The 18,220-nt window shown below is 73.8% G+C and carries 16 protein-coding genes; 7 read left to right on the top strand and 9 right to left on the bottom strand.

The features are described from left to right. Window positions 1-171: 171 nt before the first annotated feature. Entirely contained in the window at window positions 172-1,953 is a 1,782-nt protein-coding gene (locus ACIP4O_RS30395; protein WP_401579395.1) for a glycoside hydrolase family 3 protein, read from the bottom strand. An 11-nt stretch (window positions 1,954-1,964) separates the two neighbouring features. Then, window positions 1,965-3,251, bottom strand: coding sequence for an MFS transporter (locus ACIP4O_RS30390; protein ID WP_401579393.1), 1,287 nt, complete (start codon window positions 3,249-3,251; stop codon window positions 1,965-1,967). A 147-nt stretch (window positions 3,252-3,398) separates the two neighbouring features. On the opposite strand from ACIP4O_RS30390, the gene ACIP4O_RS30385 reads away from it, so the two are divergent. Both ACIP4O_RS30385 and ACIP4O_RS30380 read left to right on the top strand, forming a co-directional pair. Then, window positions 3,399-4,058 carry a TetR/AcrR family transcriptional regulator gene (locus ACIP4O_RS30385; RefSeq protein WP_401579392.1) on the top strand — a complete coding sequence of 220 codons (660 nt, stop codon included), beginning with the start codon at window positions 3,399-3,401 and terminating at the stop codon, window positions 4,056-4,058. Between the two features lie 130 nt (window positions 4,059-4,188). Next, window positions 4,189-5,502: a DUF6986 family protein gene (locus ACIP4O_RS30380; protein WP_401579390.1), complete on the top strand. Its 1,314-nt coding sequence runs from the start codon at window positions 4,189-4,191 to the stop codon at window positions 5,500-5,502. Between the two features lie 7 nt (window positions 5,503-5,509). Here the strand turns inward: ACIP4O_RS30380 and ACIP4O_RS30375 are convergent, their stop codons facing one another. Then, complete coding sequence (locus ACIP4O_RS30375) at window positions 5,510-6,547, bottom strand: LacI family DNA-binding transcriptional regulator (RefSeq protein ID WP_401579388.1); 1,038 nt, start codon at window positions 6,545-6,547, stop codon at window positions 5,510-5,512. A gap of 139 nt (window positions 6,548-6,686) precedes the next feature. Between ACIP4O_RS30375 and ACIP4O_RS30370 the strand changes: the two genes are divergently transcribed. Then, a complete protein-coding gene (locus tag ACIP4O_RS30370) occupies window positions 6,687-7,625 on the top strand; it encodes an ROK family protein (RefSeq protein WP_401579387.1) in 939 nt (312 codons plus the stop codon). 103 nt (window positions 7,626-7,728) lie between these two features. Here the strand turns inward: ACIP4O_RS30370 and ACIP4O_RS30365 are convergent, their stop codons facing one another. Both ACIP4O_RS30365 and ACIP4O_RS30360 read right to left on the bottom strand, forming a co-directional pair. Next, entirely contained in the window at window positions 7,729-8,067 is a 339-nt protein-coding gene (locus tag ACIP4O_RS30365; RefSeq protein ID WP_361333216.1) for a hypothetical protein, read from the bottom strand. A gap of 284 nt (window positions 8,068-8,351) precedes the next feature. Next, window positions 8,352-8,537, bottom strand: coding sequence for a hypothetical protein (locus ACIP4O_RS30360; protein ID WP_361333213.1), 186 nt, complete (start codon window positions 8,535-8,537; stop codon window positions 8,352-8,354). Between the two features lie 175 nt (window positions 8,538-8,712). On the opposite strand from ACIP4O_RS30360, the gene ACIP4O_RS30355 reads away from it, so the two are divergent. Further along, a complete protein-coding gene (locus ACIP4O_RS30355; RefSeq protein ID WP_401579385.1) occupies window positions 8,713-9,792 on the top strand; it encodes an NUDIX domain-containing protein in 1,080 nt (359 codons plus the stop codon). Window positions 9,793-9,841: 49 nt separating this feature from the next. On the opposite strand, the gene ACIP4O_RS30350 is transcribed toward ACIP4O_RS30355, so the two are convergent. Both ACIP4O_RS30350 and ACIP4O_RS30345 read right to left on the bottom strand, forming a co-directional pair. Then, window positions 9,842-10,555 carry an MBL fold metallo-hydrolase gene (locus tag ACIP4O_RS30350; RefSeq protein WP_401579384.1) on the bottom strand — a complete coding sequence of 238 codons (714 nt, stop codon included), beginning with the start codon at window positions 10,553-10,555 and terminating at the stop codon, window positions 9,842-9,844. Window positions 10,556-10,693: 138 nt separating this feature from the next. Then, complete coding sequence (locus ACIP4O_RS30345) at window positions 10,694-12,082, bottom strand: dipeptidase (RefSeq protein ID WP_361333205.1); 1,389 nt, start codon at window positions 12,080-12,082, stop codon at window positions 10,694-10,696. Between the two features lie 226 nt (window positions 12,083-12,308). On the opposite strand from ACIP4O_RS30345, the gene ACIP4O_RS30340 reads away from it, so the two are divergent. Beyond that, window positions 12,309-13,625 (top strand): geranylgeranyl reductase family protein, encoded by a 1,317-nt coding sequence (locus tag ACIP4O_RS30340; protein WP_401579382.1) that lies wholly within the window; start codon window positions 12,309-12,311, stop codon window positions 13,623-13,625. A gap of 188 nt (window positions 13,626-13,813) precedes the next feature. Here the strand turns inward: ACIP4O_RS30340 and ACIP4O_RS30335 are convergent, their stop codons facing one another. Next, window positions 13,814-15,103 (bottom strand): MFS transporter, encoded by a 1,290-nt coding sequence (locus tag ACIP4O_RS30335; RefSeq protein WP_401579408.1) that lies wholly within the window; start codon window positions 15,101-15,103, stop codon window positions 13,814-13,816. Window positions 15,104-15,299: 196 nt separating this feature from the next. Here ACIP4O_RS30335 and ACIP4O_RS30330 point away from each other — a divergent pair, with 196 nt between their 5' ends. Next, entirely contained in the window at window positions 15,300-15,959 is a 660-nt protein-coding gene (locus ACIP4O_RS30330; RefSeq protein ID WP_401579380.1) for an alpha-ketoglutarate-dependent dioxygenase AlkB family protein, read from the top strand. A 66-nt stretch (window positions 15,960-16,025) separates the two neighbouring features. Next, the gene (locus ACIP4O_RS30325; RefSeq protein WP_401579378.1) at window positions 16,026-17,324 is read left to right on the top strand and encodes an ROK family protein; all 1,299 of its coding nucleotides are present in this window, start codon (window positions 16,026-16,028) and stop codon (window positions 17,322-17,324) included. A gap of 66 nt (window positions 17,325-17,390) precedes the next feature. On the opposite strand, the gene ACIP4O_RS30320 is transcribed toward ACIP4O_RS30325, so the two are convergent. Next, on the bottom strand, window positions 17,391-17,906 hold the full coding sequence (locus tag ACIP4O_RS30320; protein ID WP_401579375.1) for an ATP-binding protein: 516 nt from the start codon (window positions 17,904-17,906) through the stop codon (window positions 17,391-17,393). Window positions 17,907-18,220: the final 314 nt, after the last annotated feature.

Genomic DNA, 18,220 nt, shown 5'->3' with positions numbered 1-18,220 from the left:
TCCCGCAGCTCACCGAAGAGGTCAACACCCGCAAGGGCTGACCGACCGGTTTCCACGGCCCCGCGTCCCCACCCGGCGGACGCGGGGCCGTCCCGTATCCCGGCTGCCGGGGTACCGGACACACGGAAGCGCCCCGGGAGGCTGTGCTCCCCGGGGCGCTTCGGGCCGTGGTCAGCCGAGGCGGAGGCCCGCTCCGTGAGGGAAGAGCGGGTTCTCGGTGTCATTGGGCACGTCGGGCCGCGAGGCCGCCACGGCCGCCATCGAACGAGGCAGTTCGAAGGGCAGGCTCCCCTCGGGCTCCGCCCGGCCGAAGACGACATCGAGCAGGGCGGCGTCGCTCGCTCCGTAGTCGGCGATCAGCGCCGCCGCCCGTTCGGCGATCTCCGGTATGACCGCGGCCCGCTCCAGGTTGACGCAGACGACCGTCGGGACGGTGTCCAAGAGCGCCAGGATCGGCTTCAACTCCTCCTCGGTGAAGGACAGCCGCCCTGAATGGAAGAGCGACTCGAACTTGTTGGCGCGCGGCTCGAAGGGCGTGCGCAGGCGAAGGATCGCGAGGTCGGCCAGAGCCGGGTCCGTCACGACCTCGCCGTGGCCGGCGATCGCCTCGGGCTCGACGTTCCGCGCGTACACCTTGGGGCGACCGGCCACCGGCAGGAGGCCGCCGGTGTTGGTGAGCAGGGTCAGCGAGCGACGCTGGGCGCGCTCGCCCGCCTCCCTGAACTCGGCGCGTCCGACGGTCTCGGCGGCAAGGTCGACATCGACGTAGGGGGCGTCGAACAGGCCGAGCACGAACTTCTCGCGCAGCAGGCGGCGCAGGGACGCGTCCAGCCGGCTTTCGGGAACGCGACCGGACTCGACCAGCTCGACGAGGAGTTCCGGGCGGGCCTCGCCGCCGAACTGGTCGCACCCGGCCTCCAGCACGCGGGCCACCCGCTCCAGCTCGGTCAGGGATTCGAGCCCCCACGCGCGCGCCTCGTGCGTCTCGCCGAAGATCTCCGCGTCGCTGATCAGGCCCCAGTCGGTGCAGACGATCCCGTCGAAGCCGAGCCGTTCCCGCAGGAGCCCCTGGACGACACCCTTGTTGAAGCCGAAGCCGACCTCCTCCCAGTCGGTGCCGATGGGCTGCCCGTAGTACGGCATCATCTGCGCGCAGCCTGCCTCGATCGCCGCCTTGAAGGGCGCCAGGTGCAACTCGCGCATGCCGCCCGGGTAGACCTGCTCCTTGCCGTGCGGGAAGTGCGGGTCCTCGCCGTCCTTCTGCGGGCCGCCGCCGGGGAAGTGCTTGACCATGGCCGAGACCGACCGCTTGCCGAGCCGGTCGCCCTGGAGGCCGCGCACGTAGGCGCGCACGAGCTGCGCGGTGAGGTCGGCGTCCGAGCCGAAGGTGCCGTTCTGACGGGACCAGCGGGGTTCGCTGGCCAGGTCGATCTGGGGGTGCAGGGCGACGCGGAAGCCGACGGCCAGGTATTCGCGGCGCACGGTGTCGGCGAACTCGTACACGAGTCGCGGATCGCGCAGCGCCGCGAGCCCGAGCGGTTCGGGCCAGGCGGAGAACGCGCCGGAGTTGAAGGAGGCGCCCACGTTCTCGGTGAAGGCGTGGCGCGGGTCGGTGGAGAGCGTGACCGGGATGCCGAGGCGGGTGTCGGCGGCCATGCGCTGGAGTGTGTTGTGCCAGCGCGCCATGGCGGTGGGGTCGCCGGTGCCCAGCAGGTTGAAGTGGGTCATGGACTGGCCGTGCAGCATGTGCGTGGTGTCCATGGGCAGCATGCCGGGGTCGCCCTTCTCGACCGTGGAGCCGTCGGGCTTCATGGCGAGCATGGTGTGGAAGAACTGACCGGCTTTCTCCACGAGGGTCATGCGCGCGAGCAGGTCCTCGACGCGCTGCTCGACCGGAAGCGAGGAGTCCTGGTAGGGATGACCCTCGTCACGGACGGTGGGTGCGGCATTCATGCTGTGGTACCTCACTTGACGCTGCGGATGAACTGGACGGCGAGCGCGCCGAGTACGCACGCGACGCCGCCGAAGAGGAAGAGCGCCCCGTAGTTCTCGCCGCCCCCGATGGCGAGCAGCCCCGGAGCGAGGATCGGGACGAGCGACTGCGGCAGCGCGTTGCCGATGTTGAGCACCCCCAGGTCCTTGGCGGACTCCTCGGGATTGGGCAGGACGGCGGCGGCGAGTGCCACGTCGACCGAGAGGTACAGCCCCTGCCCGAAGCCGAAGACGGCCATGGCGAGAAGGAAGACCGCGAAGGACTGTGCGAGGGCGACCAGCAGCAGACCGGCCCCGAGGACGCAGGCCGCGACGAGTACGTAGGGCTTGCGGCGCCCCGACCTGTCGGAGAGCGTCCCACCCAGGAGCGATCCGGCCACGACGGTCACGACCATGGCGATCGTGCCGAGGACCACCTTCCCGGACACCTCGGAGTCGCTGTACCCGAGCCGGTCCTCCAGGAAGTACACCTGGTAGCTCGTCACGCAGGAGATGCCGACGAAGACCAGGAAGCGGCCGGCGAAGTTCCACGCGAAGTCGGGGTGCAGCCTCGGGCTGACCCAGAAGGAGCGCAAAAACTCGCGCATGCCGTAGGGCGCGAAGGCGCCCGGAGCGGCCGGGCGGTCCTTGATGACGACGGCCAGGTAGATGGTGCCGGCCAGACCGAAGAGACCCGGCACGATGAAGGCCAGGGCGAGAGTGCCCTGGAAGGCGTTGGCCATGACGGTCCCGGCGATCATCGCCACCGACGTCATCATGCCGATCACGCCGGAGACCTTGCCCCGCTGCCGTTCCGGCACCAAGTCGGGGACGCTGGCCGCAGCGGCCGACAAGGCGGCGTTGCCGCCGAGCTGGGCGAGCGTCCAGCCGAGCATCAGCACGGGGACACTGCCGCCGACGGCGACCACGACCAGACCGACGAGGCCGACGGTCATACCGAGGACGAGCCAGGGACGGCGGCGCCCGAAGCGGCCACGAGTGCGGTCGGACAGGGAACCGAAGACGGGATTGCCGATCAGCGCGAGGATCGCGCCGAGCGAGAGCACCTGCCCCAGCGCGCTGCCGCGATCGTCCTTGGGAACGATCTGCTCGACGCGCAGGGCCAGCGTCACCATCACCGGCGTCAGCAGCGAGAGCATCACGCCGAACTGGGCGAAGGCGAGGCCGAAAATCAGCTTGCCGGGAGCGGGCGGCGCGGGCACGGGTGCGGTCGGCTCATAGAGGACGACGCCCGGAACAGCCTCGGGGACAACGGCCATAGCGGCTCTCCAGAAGGGATGGGGTGGCTTCCTTGCCGACCCTTCGAGGCAAAGCTAAGCGCGAAAAACGAGTGGTCGGTAGGTTTTCGCGCGTGGCTTGAATCACAGGGCGTGAAGGCTTGCGCGGAGGCGGCTTACAGTGAGCCCATGGACCGCAGTCAGGGCCGGAAGCAACGCACCACCACCGCTCGCGGCAGCTACGCGGTGGGCGACGAACGACGCGCGCGCATCCTCGACTCCGCCGTCGAGCACTTCGCGGAGCGCGGTTTCCACGCCTCCTCGCTCGCGAGCATCGCCAAGGACGTCGGCATCACGCAGGGCGGCCTCCTGCACCACTTCCGGGGCAAGGAGGACCTCCTCGTCTCGGTCCTGGAGCACAGCGGCCGACAGGACGTCCAGCGGTTCTTCTCCCGCGCACCGGGCTCCGTCGCCGAACTCTTCGCGATCCTGGTCGAACTGTCGGCCTACAACGCCGCCCGGCCGGGCCGGACGAAGATGTTCAACATCCTCGCCGCCGAAGCGGGCGAACGCGGCCACCCCGCGCACAAACACTTCACTCGCCGGTACCGCATGGTGATCGACTACACCACGGGCCCGCTCCGTGCCGCCGTGGGACGGGGGGAGATCAAGCCCGGCACCGACTGCGAGGGGATCGCCGTCGAAGTCGCGGCGGTCATGGACGGACTCCAGTTGCAATGGGCGCTCGCCCCGGAGACCTTCGACATGCCGGGCCGGCTGCGCGCCTACCTCGACCGGCTGCTGCGCTCCCTGTCCACGGACGGCTCCGGCCTGCCCGAGGCGGCCTGACGCGCCGCCCCGGCGACGCCCCCTCCACCGCCGGCCCGGCCCGTAAGCGATCCCCGCCGGCCCCCGTTGACTCCCTCACGCGGGCCCGCTTACCTTCCCTCAACGAATTGTTGAGGACGGGAGACGGCGCATGGCCCCGCAGGATCCGGTACGGCGCACGCTCGGCCCGCACGCCGCGAAGCGGGTCGCGGACCTCCTCGCCCCCGTCGACGCCGAACTGGAGCGGCGTTACCCGGGCGACCCCGGCACCCGGCAGCCCGTGCACACGGTGTACGTGCCCGCCGACGCCTTCACGGCGGACACCGTCCGCACCTGGGGCGACGAAGCTCTCGCCGCGCTCGACGCGCACGCCCCCGACGCGGCCTCGTTCGCGACCGCCGTGGACCTCGACCCGGCGCTCGCCGCCGAGGTGTACCCGCGCGTGCGCGCCAAGCTGCGCGACGAGCCCGTCGAGGACCTGCGGATCGACTTCGAGGACGGGTACGGGGTGCGCCCGGAGGCCGAGGAGGACGCCGACGCGCTGCGCGCGGCCCGCCTCGTCGCCGCCGCCTGCGCCGAGCCCGAGCCCAGCCGCGTCCCCGCCCGGATCGGCATCAGGATCAAGTGCATGGAGGCCGCCGTGCGCGAGCGCGGCATCCGCACCCTCGACCTCTTCCTCACCGCGCTCCTCGACACCGCGCCCCGCCTGCCCGCACGCCTCGTCCTGACGCTGCCCAAAGTCACGTACGCCCCTCAGGTCACCGCCATGGCACGCCTCCTCGGCGCCTTCGAGGAGGCCCGGGGGCTCGCGCCGGACGGTATCGGCTTCGAGATCCAGATCGAGACCGCGCAGGCCGTCCTCGGCCCCGACGGCGCCGCCACCGTCGCCCGCATGATCGACGCCGGGCGGGGCCGCGTCACCGCGCTGCACTACGGCACCTTCGACTACAGCGCCGCCCTCGGCGTCAGCGCCGCGCACCAGGCCCCCGACCACCCCGCCGCCGACCACGCCAAGGCCGTCATGCAACTCGCGGCGGCGGGAACGGGCGTGCGGCTCTCGGACGGTTCCACCAACGTTCTGCCCGTCGGTCCCACGGAGCGAGTGCACGCCGCCTGGCGCCTGCACCACCGCCTCGTCTCGCGCGCTCTCGCCCGCGCCTACTACCAGGGCTGGGACATGCACCCCGCCCACCTGCCGACCCGCTACGCGGCGGTCTACGCCTTCTACCGCACCGACTGGGAGCGCACCGCGGACCGCCTCGCCGCCTACGCGGCCCGCGCCGGCGGTGACGTACTCGACGAACCCGCCACCGCCCGCGCGCTCGCCGGACACCTCCTGCGCGGCGCCGACTGCGAAGCACTCGGCATGGACGAGATCACCGCGCGCGGCGGGCTGAGCAGGGAGCTTCTCGAAGCGTTCGCGGGCCGTCGGGGACACCAAGCCTCACCCTCCAGCGAAGGGTGAGAGTTGCTCAGGGCGCCGGGGGCAGCTCGCCGGAGCCGCGCGGGATGAGCCGCGTCGGCAGGATGAAGCGCTCCGCCTCGTGCGCCGCGCCGTCGAGCCGTCCGAAGAGCCGCTGCGCCGCCGTGCGCCCCAGCTGGGCGGCGTCCTGCGCGACGACCGTGACACCGGGATCGAGGAGGTCGGCGAGCTCGAAGTCGTCGAAACCGACGAGCGCCACCGGGCGCACGTGTTCCGCCAGGACCCGCACCACCGTCACCGTCACGCGGTTGTTCCCCGCGAAGACCGCCGTCACGGGTTCCGGTGCGCCGAGCATCGCGTGCGCCGCGTCCCGTACCCGCTCCGGATCGGTCACGCCCAGCGAGACCCACTCGGGGGCCGGTGTGATCCCCGCCTCGGCGAGCGCGGCACGGTAGCCGCGCAGCCGTTCGGCCGCGGTGTGGATACGGGGCATGTCGCCGATGAAGCCGACGCGCCGGTGCCCGTGCGCGAGCAGGTGCCGCACTCCCTCGCGCGCGCCGCCGAAGCTGTCCGACAGCACGACGTCCGCCTCGATGCCGCCCGCCGGACGGTCCACGAAGACCGCCGCCATCCCGGCCGCGATCTCCGGCTGGAGGTAACGGTGATCGTCACCCGCGGGGATGACGACGAGCCCGTCCACCCGCCGCGCGCACAGCGCCAGCGCGAGTTCCCGCTCCCGCTCGGGGTCCTCGGCGCTCGACCCGTTGATGAGCAGGGCGCCGTGGGCGCGCGCCACCTCCTCCACCGCGCGGCTCAGCGGCCCGTAGAAGGGGTCGGCGAGATCCTCCAGGATCAGGCCGACACTCGCCGTACGGCCCTTGCGCAGCACCCGCGCGCTGTCGTTCCTGCGGAAACCGAGCGCCGCGATCGCCTCCCGCACGCGTCGCTCGGTGTCCGGGGTGACGCCGGGCTCCTCGTTCACCACCCGCGAGACCGTCTTGAGCCCCACGCCCGCCCGGGCCGCGACATCCTTCATCGTCGGGCGGTTGCCGTAGCGCGGGGCAGGTCGGCGGGCGGTCTGTGCCACGAGAGGGTCCTGTCTGGTCGGGAGTCCGTGGCGTTGAGCATAGAACCTAGACAACGTTGTCAGTCCGGGGAGAGAATGATCGGGGACAGAATGACCCTCGCCCTGTCTCCTCGCTTTCACCAGGAAGATACGGACTCCTATGCACACGGACCTCGTCGCCGCGCTCGACATCGGCGGCACCAAGATCGCCGGCGCCCTGATCGACGGCCGGGGCGGCATCCTCGCCCGCGCGCAGCGGCCGACGCCCGCCAAGGAGGACGGCGAGACGGTCATGGGCGCCGTGTCCGGGGTCCTCGGTGAACTCAGGAAGGCGTCCGGCTGGGACGCCGTGCGAGCGGTAGGGATCGGCAGCGCGGGGCCCGTGGACGCGAGCGAGGGCACCGTCAGCCCGGTCAACGTCGCCGCCTGGCGCGGCTTTCCGCTCGTCGCGCGCGTGCGCGAGGTGACGGGCGACCTCCCGGTGAGCCTCGTCGGGGACGGTGTCGCGATCGCGGCCGCCGAGCACTGGCAGGGTGCCGCACGCGGCCACGACAACGCACTGTGCATGGTCGTCTCGACCGGCGTCGGCGGCGGACTCGTCATCGGCGGCCAGGTGCACCCCGGGCCCACGGGGAACTCGGGGCACATCGGCCACATCAGCGTGGACCTGGACGGGGACCTGTGCCCGTGCGGGGGCCGGGGCTGCGTCGAGCGGATCGCGAGCGGCCCCAACATCGCCCGGCGCGCCCTCGCCGACGGCTGGGAGCCGGGGGCGGACGGCGACGCGACCGCGGCCGGGGTGGCCGCCGCCGCACGCGCGGGCGACCGGATCGCCCGTGCCTCCTTCGAGCGCGCGGCACAGGCACTCGCCGCCTCGATCGCCGCGACGGCGACACTCGTCGAGATCGACATCGCCGTCATCGGCGGCGGCGTCGCGAAGGCGGGAGACCTGCTCTTCACGCCGCTGCGCGCGGCGCTCAAGGAGTACGCCACGCTCTCCTTCGTCCAGGGCCTGGAGGTCGTCCCCGCCCAGATGGGCACGGACGCGGGCCTCGTGGGCGCCGCGGCGGGCGCGCTGCGGCACCGTACCCGCCCCTGACCCGGCCCCCGCTCCGGGCCGGCTCGACCTCACGTCGAAGCATGCCTCGACCGGACGGCGAGAGTCGCTTCGACGTGAGGTCGAGAGATCCGGCCCGGTCGCGTCAGCGCGCACTCGTCGGCAGCGCCTCCTCGGTGTCGTGGCGGGCCGCCACCTCGTCCATGTCCACCGGCGCGGGCATCCCGAGTTCGGCGTGCACGCGCTGGTAGATGCCCTGCTCCAGGAGTGGGGTCTGGATGTGCTGATAGGGCGTCGGGCCGACGAGCGGCGTGATCCGCTTGATCCGGCTCACGAGCCAGTCGCAGCGCATCGACCAGTAACCGTTCACCGCTCCGTGCCGCGCGTCGTCGAGGTCCCGCCACAGATGGGCGAGTTCCTCCTGAAGCGCCGCGCTGAGCGGGCCGGTGCCGATGCCAAGGGGCGCGTCGGGAACCTGAGACATGGTGCGTCCTCGCGTTGAAAGGGAACAGTCCGCGAGGGACAGATTGCCGTGCGTGAGGGCTGTTCGGGCGATATCGGCGAAAACATCCGTCTCCCGTGGGACACGCGGTACGGTCAGGACCGCCGCGCCCACCAGGGCACACGCCCGGAACACCTTGCGCGCCCCATGGCGTGCGCCGGTGCGCCCCCGCGCTTCCATCCGCGCCCCGCGAACCGCTTCACGCCCCCTGGGGTCGCACAGCTCCGCGCGGTGGCCCCGTGCGCCCCTTTGGTTCCTACCGCCCGTCAGGCCGCAAGCGTCCCGGCCGCTTCGCCCGCCTCGACCACGACGAGGTAGTCGTCCGAGGCGAGATCCATGACGACCGTCGCCGCCCTGCCTGCCGCCCGTTCCCGCGCCGCCCGCTCCTCCGCCGGCCAACTGCCGCGCGGGCCGCCCGCGGGAAAGCGCTCCAGTACCTGTGTGTGCGTCATGGCGCACCTCCGCCCGTTCCAGCCGTGCCCTTGTCCGTCCGTGCCAAGGCGTATGCCCCCGAAACGGGTCGTCACCCGCCGCCGCGTGCCCCCGCGCGTCAGCTTGCGCCCCGCGGGGTTTTCGCTCCCCCGCGGACCGGGCAAGCCACAGGGGGCCACGAAGAGAGGGGGGACCGTGATCGTCTGGATCAACGGGGCGTCGGGTGCGGCGGTACGGGCGCTGGCCCGCGAGGTGTGCGCCGTACTCGCGGACAGCACGCTGTTCGACCCGCGTGACCTCGTCGCCCGGCTCCCGGTGCCGCCGCCCGAGGGAAGCGATCCCCACGACCTGCCGCTGTGGCGCCGCCTGTTCGTCGAGACGGCGGCGGCGCTGCTCGACGAGGTGGGCGGGGTGCTCGTGGTGCCGCTGCCGCTGTACGCCCAGGAGCGGCGCGACCACCTCTTCGGCCGCCTCGCCTCGCGCGCGATCGCTGTGCATCATGTGCGGATCGAGGCTGACGAAACGATCCTGCACGCGTGGGCGGAGCCGGTACGGACCGAGACGGTACGGGTCGAAGCGGCCCAGGGGGACCACCTCGCCACCACGGCGACGCGCACCCGCCCCGCGAGCGTCAACGGCACCGCCCCGCCCGCCCCGGCCCGTACCACCGCCTACGCGCGCGCACTCGCCGACTGGCTCACCGCCGACGCGCACCCCCTCCCCGCCGACCCGCGCGGCCCGCGCCCCACCGCCGAGGCCCTCGCCCGTCTGCTCGCCTCCGGCGCCCTGCCCGCCTGCCCGATCGTGCAGACGGCCGAACCCACGGCGGAGACCCTCGCCGCAGGGGTGCTCCTCTTCGACGAGACGGGCCGTTTCCTCCTCGTCGACCCGACGTACAAGCCCGGCTGGGAGTTCCCCGGCGGCGTCGTCGAACGCGGCGAGGCACCCTCGCTCGCGGGGCTGCGCGAGGTCGAGGAGGAGACGGGCATCCGCCTGCGGGCCGGGCTCCGCCTCCTCGTCGTCGACTGGGAACCCCCGATACCCCCCGGATTCGGCGGCATGCGGCTCCTCTTCGACGGCGGGCGCCTGCCCGAAGCGGCCCACGCCTCTCTGGTCCTGCCCGGCCCGGAACTGCGCGACTGGCGCTTCGTGACGGAGGAGGAGGCGGCGAAACTCCTGCCCCCGGTCCGCTATGCGCGGCTGCGGTGGGCGCTGCGCGCGAGGCGTACCGGGACGATCGCCTACCTGGAACGCGGCACCCCGCTGACGGACTGACCCGGGACCGCTCTCCCGACGGCCTGCCGCGCCGCCCGGCGTCCGCCCCCTACAACCCCCCGTCCCGCTCCGCCGCGTGCACCAGCGCCGCCGCCGCGTCCTCCGTCACCGTCTCGCCGTGGCCCGGGCACAGCACCGCCGGGCCCAGGACGGACAGGCGGCGCAAAGAGGCGCGGGCGGCCTCGCGGTCGACGTGGAAGACACCGAGGCGGACCCGGTCCGTCACCGCCACGGTGTCGCCCGTGAACAGGACGCCGTGCAGGGGCAGGTGGACCGCGATGCTGCCCGGGGTGTGACCCGGCGCGTGCACGATCCGCGCGCCGCCGCCGAAGGGAAGCGGGTCGCCGTCCTCCACCAGCCGGTCCACCCGGGTCGGCGGCGCGGGCGGCAGACCGCGTGTCGCCTCCCAGATGGGCAACTCCTCCTCGATCAGCACCGGTGGCGGCAGGGGCGTCTGCTGCCGTATGTACGGGGCCTCCCACCGGTGCGCGACCACCTCGGCCCCGTACGCGCGGGCCAGTTCCGCCGCTCCGCCGCAGTGGTCCTCGTGGGCGTGGGTCAGCACGACGCGCTCAAGACGTGCGGGGTCGAGCCCCAGGCCCCGTATGCCCTCCGCGATCTCCGCGCCCGCGCCGACCGGGCCCGCGTCCACCAGGGTCAGCGCGCCGTCCGCCCCGTCCGCGCCCCTCTCGTGCCACAGGTACGCCTGTCCCACCGGGAAGCGGAAGACGTGCAAGCCGGGCCGTATCGTCAAGGTCTCCATGCCCCGAGCGTGCGCCACCCGGACCGGCTTCACACGCCGCTACGCTCAGGGCTGAGCGCGGGACGCGCACCGGGAGTCCGGCCCGGCCGGGCGGCGCCGCCCGCGTACACGCGCGCGGCGCCGCCCCCCTCTTACCGCTCAGCGCCCGCCCGTCGCGTACTCCGTCAGGAAGACCGCCTCAGCGACCGCCAGCCGCTCCAGCTCCCGCGGCGACACGCTCTCGTTCGGCGCGTGGATCTGCGCTTCGGGCTCGCTCAGCCCGATGAGCAGGATCTCCGCCTCCGGGTACAGCCCCGCCAGCGTGTTGCACAGCGGGATCGAGCCGCCCTGCCCCGCGTACTGCATCTCCTCGCCCGGGTAGGCGACGGCCATCGCGCGCGCCATCGCCCCGTACGCCGGGCTCGTCGTGTCCGCGCGGAACGGCTGGCCCTGGCCGACCTGTTCCACCGTCACCCGCGCGCCCCACGGCGTGTGCCGCTCGATGTGCGCCGTCAGCAGCTCCGTCGCCTTCACGGCGTCTTGCCCCGGCGCCACCCGCAGACTGACGAGCGCACGCGCCGCCGCCTGCACGGACGGCGTGGCACCGGAGACCGGCGGGCAGTCGATCCCGAGCACCGTCACGGCGGGCCGCGCCCAGATCCGGTCGGAGACCGTCCCCGAACCGATCAGCTCCACACCTTCGAGGACCTTCGCGTCCGCGCGGAAGTCCTCCTCGGCGTACTGGAGCCCGTCCCACTCCGCGTCCGCGGCGAGCCCGTCGACGGCCGTCGAGCCGTCCTCGGCCCGCAGCGAGTCGAGGACGCGCACGAGCGCCGCGAGCGCGTCGGGCGCCGCCCCGCCGAACTGGCCCGAGTGCAGGTTCCCCGCCAGCGTGTCGACCGAGACCCGCACCATCGTCATGCCGCGCAGCGTGGTCGTCACGGTCGGCAGGCCCACCCGGAAGTTGCCCGAGTCGCCGATGACGATCGTGTCGGCCCGCAGCAGCTCGGGATGCTCTTCCGCGTATCGCTCCAGGCCGCCCGTGCCCTGCTCCTCGGAGCCCTCGGCGATGAACTTCACCGTGACGGGCACCCCGCCGTTCGCCTTGAGGGCGCGCAGGGCGAGGAGGTGCATGAGGACACCGCCCTTGCAGTCGGCCGCGCCGCGCCCGTACCAGCGCCCCTCGCGCTCCGTCAGCTCGAACGGCGGCGTCCGCCACGCCTCCTCGTCGAGCGGCGGCTGGACGTCGTAGTGCGCGTAGAGCAGCACCGTCGGCGCGCCCTCGGGGCCCGCGAGCCTGCCGTAGACCGACTGGGTACCGTCCGGCGTGTCGAGGAGCGCGACGTCCTCGAAGCCCTCCGCGCGCAGCGCCTGCGCGACCCAGCGCGCCGCGCCCTCGGACTCCGCGCGCGGGAACAGCTCGAAATCGGCCACGGAACGGAAGGCGACCAGCTCCGCCAGTTCCTCCCGGGCGTGCGGTATCAACGAGGCGACGGACTCCGCGAGCGGGTTCGCCGCGGCGGATTCGGCGGACGGATTCGGCGACATGGGCACCCTCCAGGGGACTGCGACGTTGTAGCGGGTACACGGGGTTCTCCGTACAGTCACGCGAGGGACTTCACGGACATCCCGACGGCTCGCGCGCGGGTGTGTGCACGGCGAACGATCTCTCGATACTCCCACAGCCGGACCACCAGCCGCCCGGCCGTAGGATGCCCGGGAAACCGGGGTCACGCACAGCAGTCAACAGCGGGATGGGGAGCGGAACCACATCGTGAGCAGCGACAACACAGCTCAGGACTCGGCGGCCACCTCACGGGTGTGGGACGTGGTGGTGGTCGGCGCGGGTCCCGCCGGAGCCTCGGCGGCCTACGCGGCGGCCGTCACGGGGCGGCGCGTCCTGCTCCTCGAAAAGGCCGCGCTGCCGAGGTACAAGACGTGTGGCGGCGGCATCATCGGGCCCTCCAGGGACAGCCTGCCGCCGGGCTTCGACCTGCCGCTCCAGGACCGGGTGCACGCGGTCACCTTCAGCCTCGACGGCAAGTACCAGCGCACCCGCAAGGCACGGCACATGCTCTTCGGCCTCGTCAACAGGCCCGAGTTCGACCTCGGGCTCGTCGAGGCCGCGCAGGAGGCGGGCGCCGAGCTGCGCACCGGCGCCGTCGTGCAGCGCGTCGAGCAGCACGGCCCGGCGGTGCCCGACCGGCGCACGGTCGCGCTCGTCCTCCAGGGCGGCGAGACGCTGCTCGCGCGGGCCGTCGTCGGCGCGGACGGCAGCGCGGGCCGGATAGGAGCGCACGTCGGCGTCAAGCTCGACCAGGTGGATCTGGGTCTCGAACTGGAAATCCCCGTGCCCGAGACCGTCGCCGCCGACTGGAAGGGCCGCGTGCACATCGACTGGGGCCCACTGCCCGGGAGCTACGGCTGGGTCTTCCCCAAGGGGGACACCCTCACGGTCGGCGTCATCTCCGCGCGCGGCGAGGGCGCGGCGACCAAGCGGTACCTGGAGGACTTCGTGGGCCGCCTCGGCCTCGCCGGCTTCGAACCGAAGGTCTCCAGCGGCCATCTGACGCGCTGCCGCACCGAGGACTCGCCGCTCTCGCGCGGGCGGGTCCTCGTCGCCGGCGACGCGGCGGGGCTCCTGGAGCCGTGGACCCGCGAGGGCATCTCCTTCGCGCTGCGCTCGGGCCGTCTCGCGGGCGAGTGGGCGGTACGGGTCTCCGAGGCGCACGACGCGGTCGACGCCCGCCGTCAGGCCCTAAACTACGCCTTCGCGATCAAGGCCGGGCTCGGCGTCGAGATGGAGGTCGGCCGCCGCCTGCTCGGCATCTTCGAGCGCCGCCCCGGCCTCTTCCACACGGCTCTCACCACCGTGCGGCCCGCGTGGAGCGCCTTCGCCCGCATCACGCGCGGCTCCCTCACGCTCGCCGAACTCGTCCGCAACCACCCGCTCGCCAACCGCGCCCTCCAGCGCCTCGACCCGCAGCCGAGGAAGCGCGGCGCCTCCGCCTCGGGCCGCGAGCCGGGCCCGGCCGCCGACGCGGCACCTGAGGAGACCCCGGACGGGACGGGGGCGGAAGCGCGGGGCTGACGCGCGCTGGGCGCCCCGGCTCGACTGCGTGCCTTGTGCTTCGCGCTTCGTGCTTCGTGCTTCGTACGAGGACGAGACGGGCCGGGGCGCCTGTTCGAGGACCGGCAGGACCGCGTGCGGGGGGGGGGGGGGGGATCGTCCCCCGCACCGGCACCCGTCCCGCCGTTCTCACCGGCGGGACGGGTGCCTCACGCCGTCTCCGCGACCTGCGGCGTACGCGCCTCGCCCGCTCGTCGCGTCGTCCACGCGATGACGCCCGCCAGCGCTGCCAGGACCGAGACGCTGAGCAAGGCGGTCCGCAGCGACAACCAGTCGGCCATGAAACCGATGACCGGGGGGCCGAGGAGAAGGCCGCCGTAGCCGAGCGTCGAAGCGGTGGCCACGCCCTGGGGGCCCGCGAGGGTGCCCGCGCGGCCGATCGTGGCGGGGAAGATGTTCGCGACCCCGAGGCCCATGACGGTGAAACCGACGAGCGCGAGCCACAGCGTCGGCGCGAGCGCGGAGATCAGCATCCCCGCCGCGGAGACGAAAGCGCCGCCGACGACGGTGAGGGTCGGGCCGAGCCGTTCGAGGAGCGTCGTCCCCGAGAGCCGCCCGATCATCATGGCGAGCGCGAAGAGCGAGTACCCGGCGGAGGCCGTGCCCGCACTCGCGTCGAGGTCCTGGTCGAGGTGGAGCGCCCCCCAGTCGGCCATCGCCCCCTCCCCGTACGAGGAGCAGAGCGCGACCACGCCGAGGATGACGACGACCCCCGTGATCCTGCCGTGCGCCGGGGACTTCGCGGCGGTGCCGCCGCCGGACGGCTCCGCGGGCCCGGCGCCCGCGGCGAGTTTGACGAGTCGGGACGGGGCCGGAGTGCCGGGGGCGCGGTGCCGCAGCAGTGCCGGGGTGGTCGCGGCCGTCACGAGGAGGCCGATCACCGCGAGCATCGCGAGGTGCCAGGAGGGGGACAGGTGCGAGGCGACGAGGCCGCCGAGACCCGCGCCGAGCATCCCGCCGAGGCTGAACGCCGCGTGGAAGCTCGGCATGACGGGGCGACCGAGGGCGTTCACGAGGTCCACGGCCGCGCTGTTCATCGCGACGTTGATGCCGCCGTACCCGATCCCGAAGAGCAACAGCACCGCGCCGAGCGACCAGGCCGTGTGCATGTGCGGCGGCAGTGCGATCGCGAGGGAGACGAGCACCGCGCACGCGGCCGTGACGGGGTGGTTTCCGAAGTGCCGGCACGCGCGCCCCACGAGCGCCATCGTCACGATCGCGCCGGCCGAGACCCCGAGCAGGGCGAGACCGAGCGCGCTCGCCGACGCGTGCGTCTGCTCCTTGATGGCCGGGATGCGCACCACCCAGCCCGCGAAGACGAAACCGTCGAGCGCGAAGAAGACGGTGATCGCGGCGCGCAGCCGCAGGAGGGAGCCGGGGGAGCCGTCGGCGATGACGGTGCGCGGGCGGGCGGAGCGCGAGCGGCCTACTTTGTTCAGGAGCGACACAAAATCAGCGTACGGGGGGTGCGGACGGCTCACAAGGGGGTGGAGGAGGCGCATCGCGGGGTGCGCGCCGGAGTACGAGCCTGGGCGGCCCCGCGCCCGGGCGCCGCGTTCACGGCTCGCGCCCCTCCACCCCGCGCCGGGTTGCCGACCGTGCTCCCTGTCGTAGCCGGGTGCGAGCATGGAACGCATGGCCACCCTCCTGCCGCGCTCGCGCACCACGCTCGCCCCGGGCGCCGTCCACGTCCCGGACTGGCTGCCGCCCGAGCGGCGCCGCGCGCTTGTCGAGGCATGCCGGGACTGGGCGCGTGGGCCCGTGCCGATGCGCAGGGCGCGGCTGCCCCGCGGCGGTGTCATGTCGGTGGACAGCCTCTGCCTCGGCCGCCACTGGCTCCCGTACCGCTACAGCCGCACCGCCGACGACGTCAACGGCGCCCCCGTCCTGCCGCTGCCCGCCTGGCTCGTCGACCTCGGCCGCCGAGCGGTCGCCGCCGCGTACGACGACGAGGAGGCCGCCGCAGGGTACGCGCCGGACGTCGCCCTCGTCAACCACTACGGACCCGGCGCCACGATGGGAATGCACCAGGACAAGGAGGAGCGCGTCGGCGCGCCCGTCGTCTCGCTCAGCATCGGTGACAGCTGCGTCTTCCGCCTCGGCAACACCGAGACGCGGGGCAGGCCGTGGCGGGACGTCGAGCTGGAATCCGGGGATCTCCTCGTCTTCGGCGGCCCGTCCCGCTTCGCGTACCACGGCGTCCCCAAGGTGCGCCCCGGTACGGGAGATCCGGGCGACGGCCTGGCCCGGGGACGGCTCAACATCACGCTGCGCGTGACGGGCCTGCCCGGCTGAGGGCGCGGCGACCGGGCGCAGGTGGGGCAGGACGCGCGGGTGACGGGGCATGACAGACTCGCCGACATGAACGGCGAGGAGGCAGCGGCCCGTACCCCGGATGGCGCGCGGGTGGACGGCGCCGCCGTGGGACGTACCGGGGGCGAGCGGGCCCCGGGGGAGCGGAGCCGGGGCGAGCGCACCCGGCTGGAGCGCGGGCGCGGCGCGCTCGGGCCCGCGCTCGAACTCGTCCACACCGGGCGCGCCCCCACCCGAGCCGTCCTCACCTCCGCGCTCGGTGTCACGCGTGCCACCGCGGGTGCCGTGGCCGCCGAGCTGGAGTCGCTCGGGCTGATCAGGGTCGACGCGCGCCCCGCGGCCCCGGCCGGTTCGCACGGCCGCCCCTCGCACCGGCTCGCGCTCGACCCCGAGGGCCCCGTCGTCCTCGCCGCGCAGGTCCACGCGGACGGGTACCGCGCCGCCCTCGTCGGCCTGGGCGGCCGGCTCGTCGCGACCTCGCCCGGCTGCGAGATGGTCGGCGCCGATCCGGCGGACGTACTAGGCTCCGTCGTCGCCGCGGGCCTCGCCCTGCTGCGCGAGACCGGCAGACGCTGCGTGGGCGCGGGCCTCGCCGTCCCCTCCGCCGTCGCCGAACCCGAGGGCACCGCCCTCAACCCGCTGCACGTCGCCTGGCCCGCCGGTGCCCCCGTACGCGACATCTTCGCCGCGCAGGTCCGCGCCGCGGGCCTCGACGTCCCCGCCTTCGCGGGCAACGACATCAACCTGATGGCTTTCGCCGAGCACCGCCACGGCGCCGGGCGCGGCGCCCGCCACCTGCTCGTCGTCGCGACCGGGCACCGCGGCGTCGGGGGCGCCCTCGTCGTCGACGGACGCCCGCACACGGGCAGTTCGGGCCTCGCCCTGGAGGTCGGGCACCTCGTCGTACGTCCCGGGGGCCACCCCTGCTACTGCGGGAGCCGGGGCTGCCTGGACGTCGAGACCGACCCGCGCGCCTTCCTTCTCGCCCTCGGGCGGACACCGGGCGACTCCCAGCTGCGTGAGGCCCAGGACCTGATCACCGCGCACGGCGAGGAACCCGCCGTCCGCGCCGCCGTCGAGATGCTCACCGACCGGCTCGGCCTCGGCCTCGCGGGGCTGGTCAACATCCTCAACCCCGACCGCATCCTCCTCGGGGGCCTCCACCGCACGCTCCTGACCGCCGCCCCCGACCGCCTCCACGCGGTGGTCGCCGACCGCAGCCTGTGGGGCCGCAGCGGCAGCGTCCCCGTCCTCGCCACCGCCCTCGGTCGCGGCAGCCTCGTCGGCGCCGCCGAACTGGCATGGCAACCAGTCCTCGACGACCCGCTCTCCGCGCTGACCGGCTGAGCCGCCGACAACGGCGCGCCGGGGCCCTTACCACCGGCCCCGGCGCGCCGCCCGACGTCGCGGCCCTCACCCCACCCCCACCGTCCGGGCCCCCCGCCGTCCCGTACGTTCCCCCACCCCCACCTCGGCGAACGGCTCCGCGCCCGCTCCGTACGCGCGGCGCGGCGCCACCGCCGGGACCGGCGCGGTTTCCTCGGCGGCGAGCGTGAACCACACGACCTTGCCGCGCTCGTCGGGGCGGACGCCCCAGCTCTCGCTCACCGCCGCGACGAGCGCGAGGCCGCGTCCGCACGTCTCCGTGTCCGGCGCGCGGCGAAGCTCGGGAGACCTCGGGTCGCGATCGCGCACCGAGACCGTGAGCACCCCGAGCAGGAACTCGATCTCCACGGAACAGGTCTTGTCCGATTCCGCGTGCCGGTGCACGTTGGTGAGCAGTTCGGTCACCCCGAGGGTCGCCTCATCGATCAAGGCGTCGAGATGCCAGTAACGCAACTGGGCGGACACGATTCTGCGGACCTGACCGATCCGCGACGGCAGGGCCTGAAGCTCCACCGCGCAATGCCTGCTGGGCTGGCTGATCACGGCTGTCACTCCCCGAGGTGAGTCCGGAAGAAGACGATGCTCGCGGCCGGCGGTTCGCACTCCCGCCGGCGTACAGGGGGACCGGTACGGCGGCTGGTTCACAGCGTCATCGCCGGTTGACCCAGAGTGAGGTGAGTCCAGGGTGACCCGGGGCAACCGCCCCCGCAACTCGTCGCCACGGACCGCACCACCACACGCCTCCCCGCGGAACGCGCGGCGACCCCCGTCGGCTGTGGCGCGGGGCGCGCGTCCGTGGTGCAGTCTGCACGGCCCGGGGGCCCCGCACCAGGGCCCGGCACCCCCGCCGGGAGCGC

It is taken from the genome of Streptomyces sp. NPDC088923 (genome assembly GCF_044749745.1).
Classification (GTDB): Bacteria; Actinomycetota; Actinomycetes; order Streptomycetales; family Streptomycetaceae; genus Streptomyces.
Note: the sequence above shows the minus strand (reverse complement) of the source record. Positions and strands in the feature narration are given on the sequence as shown.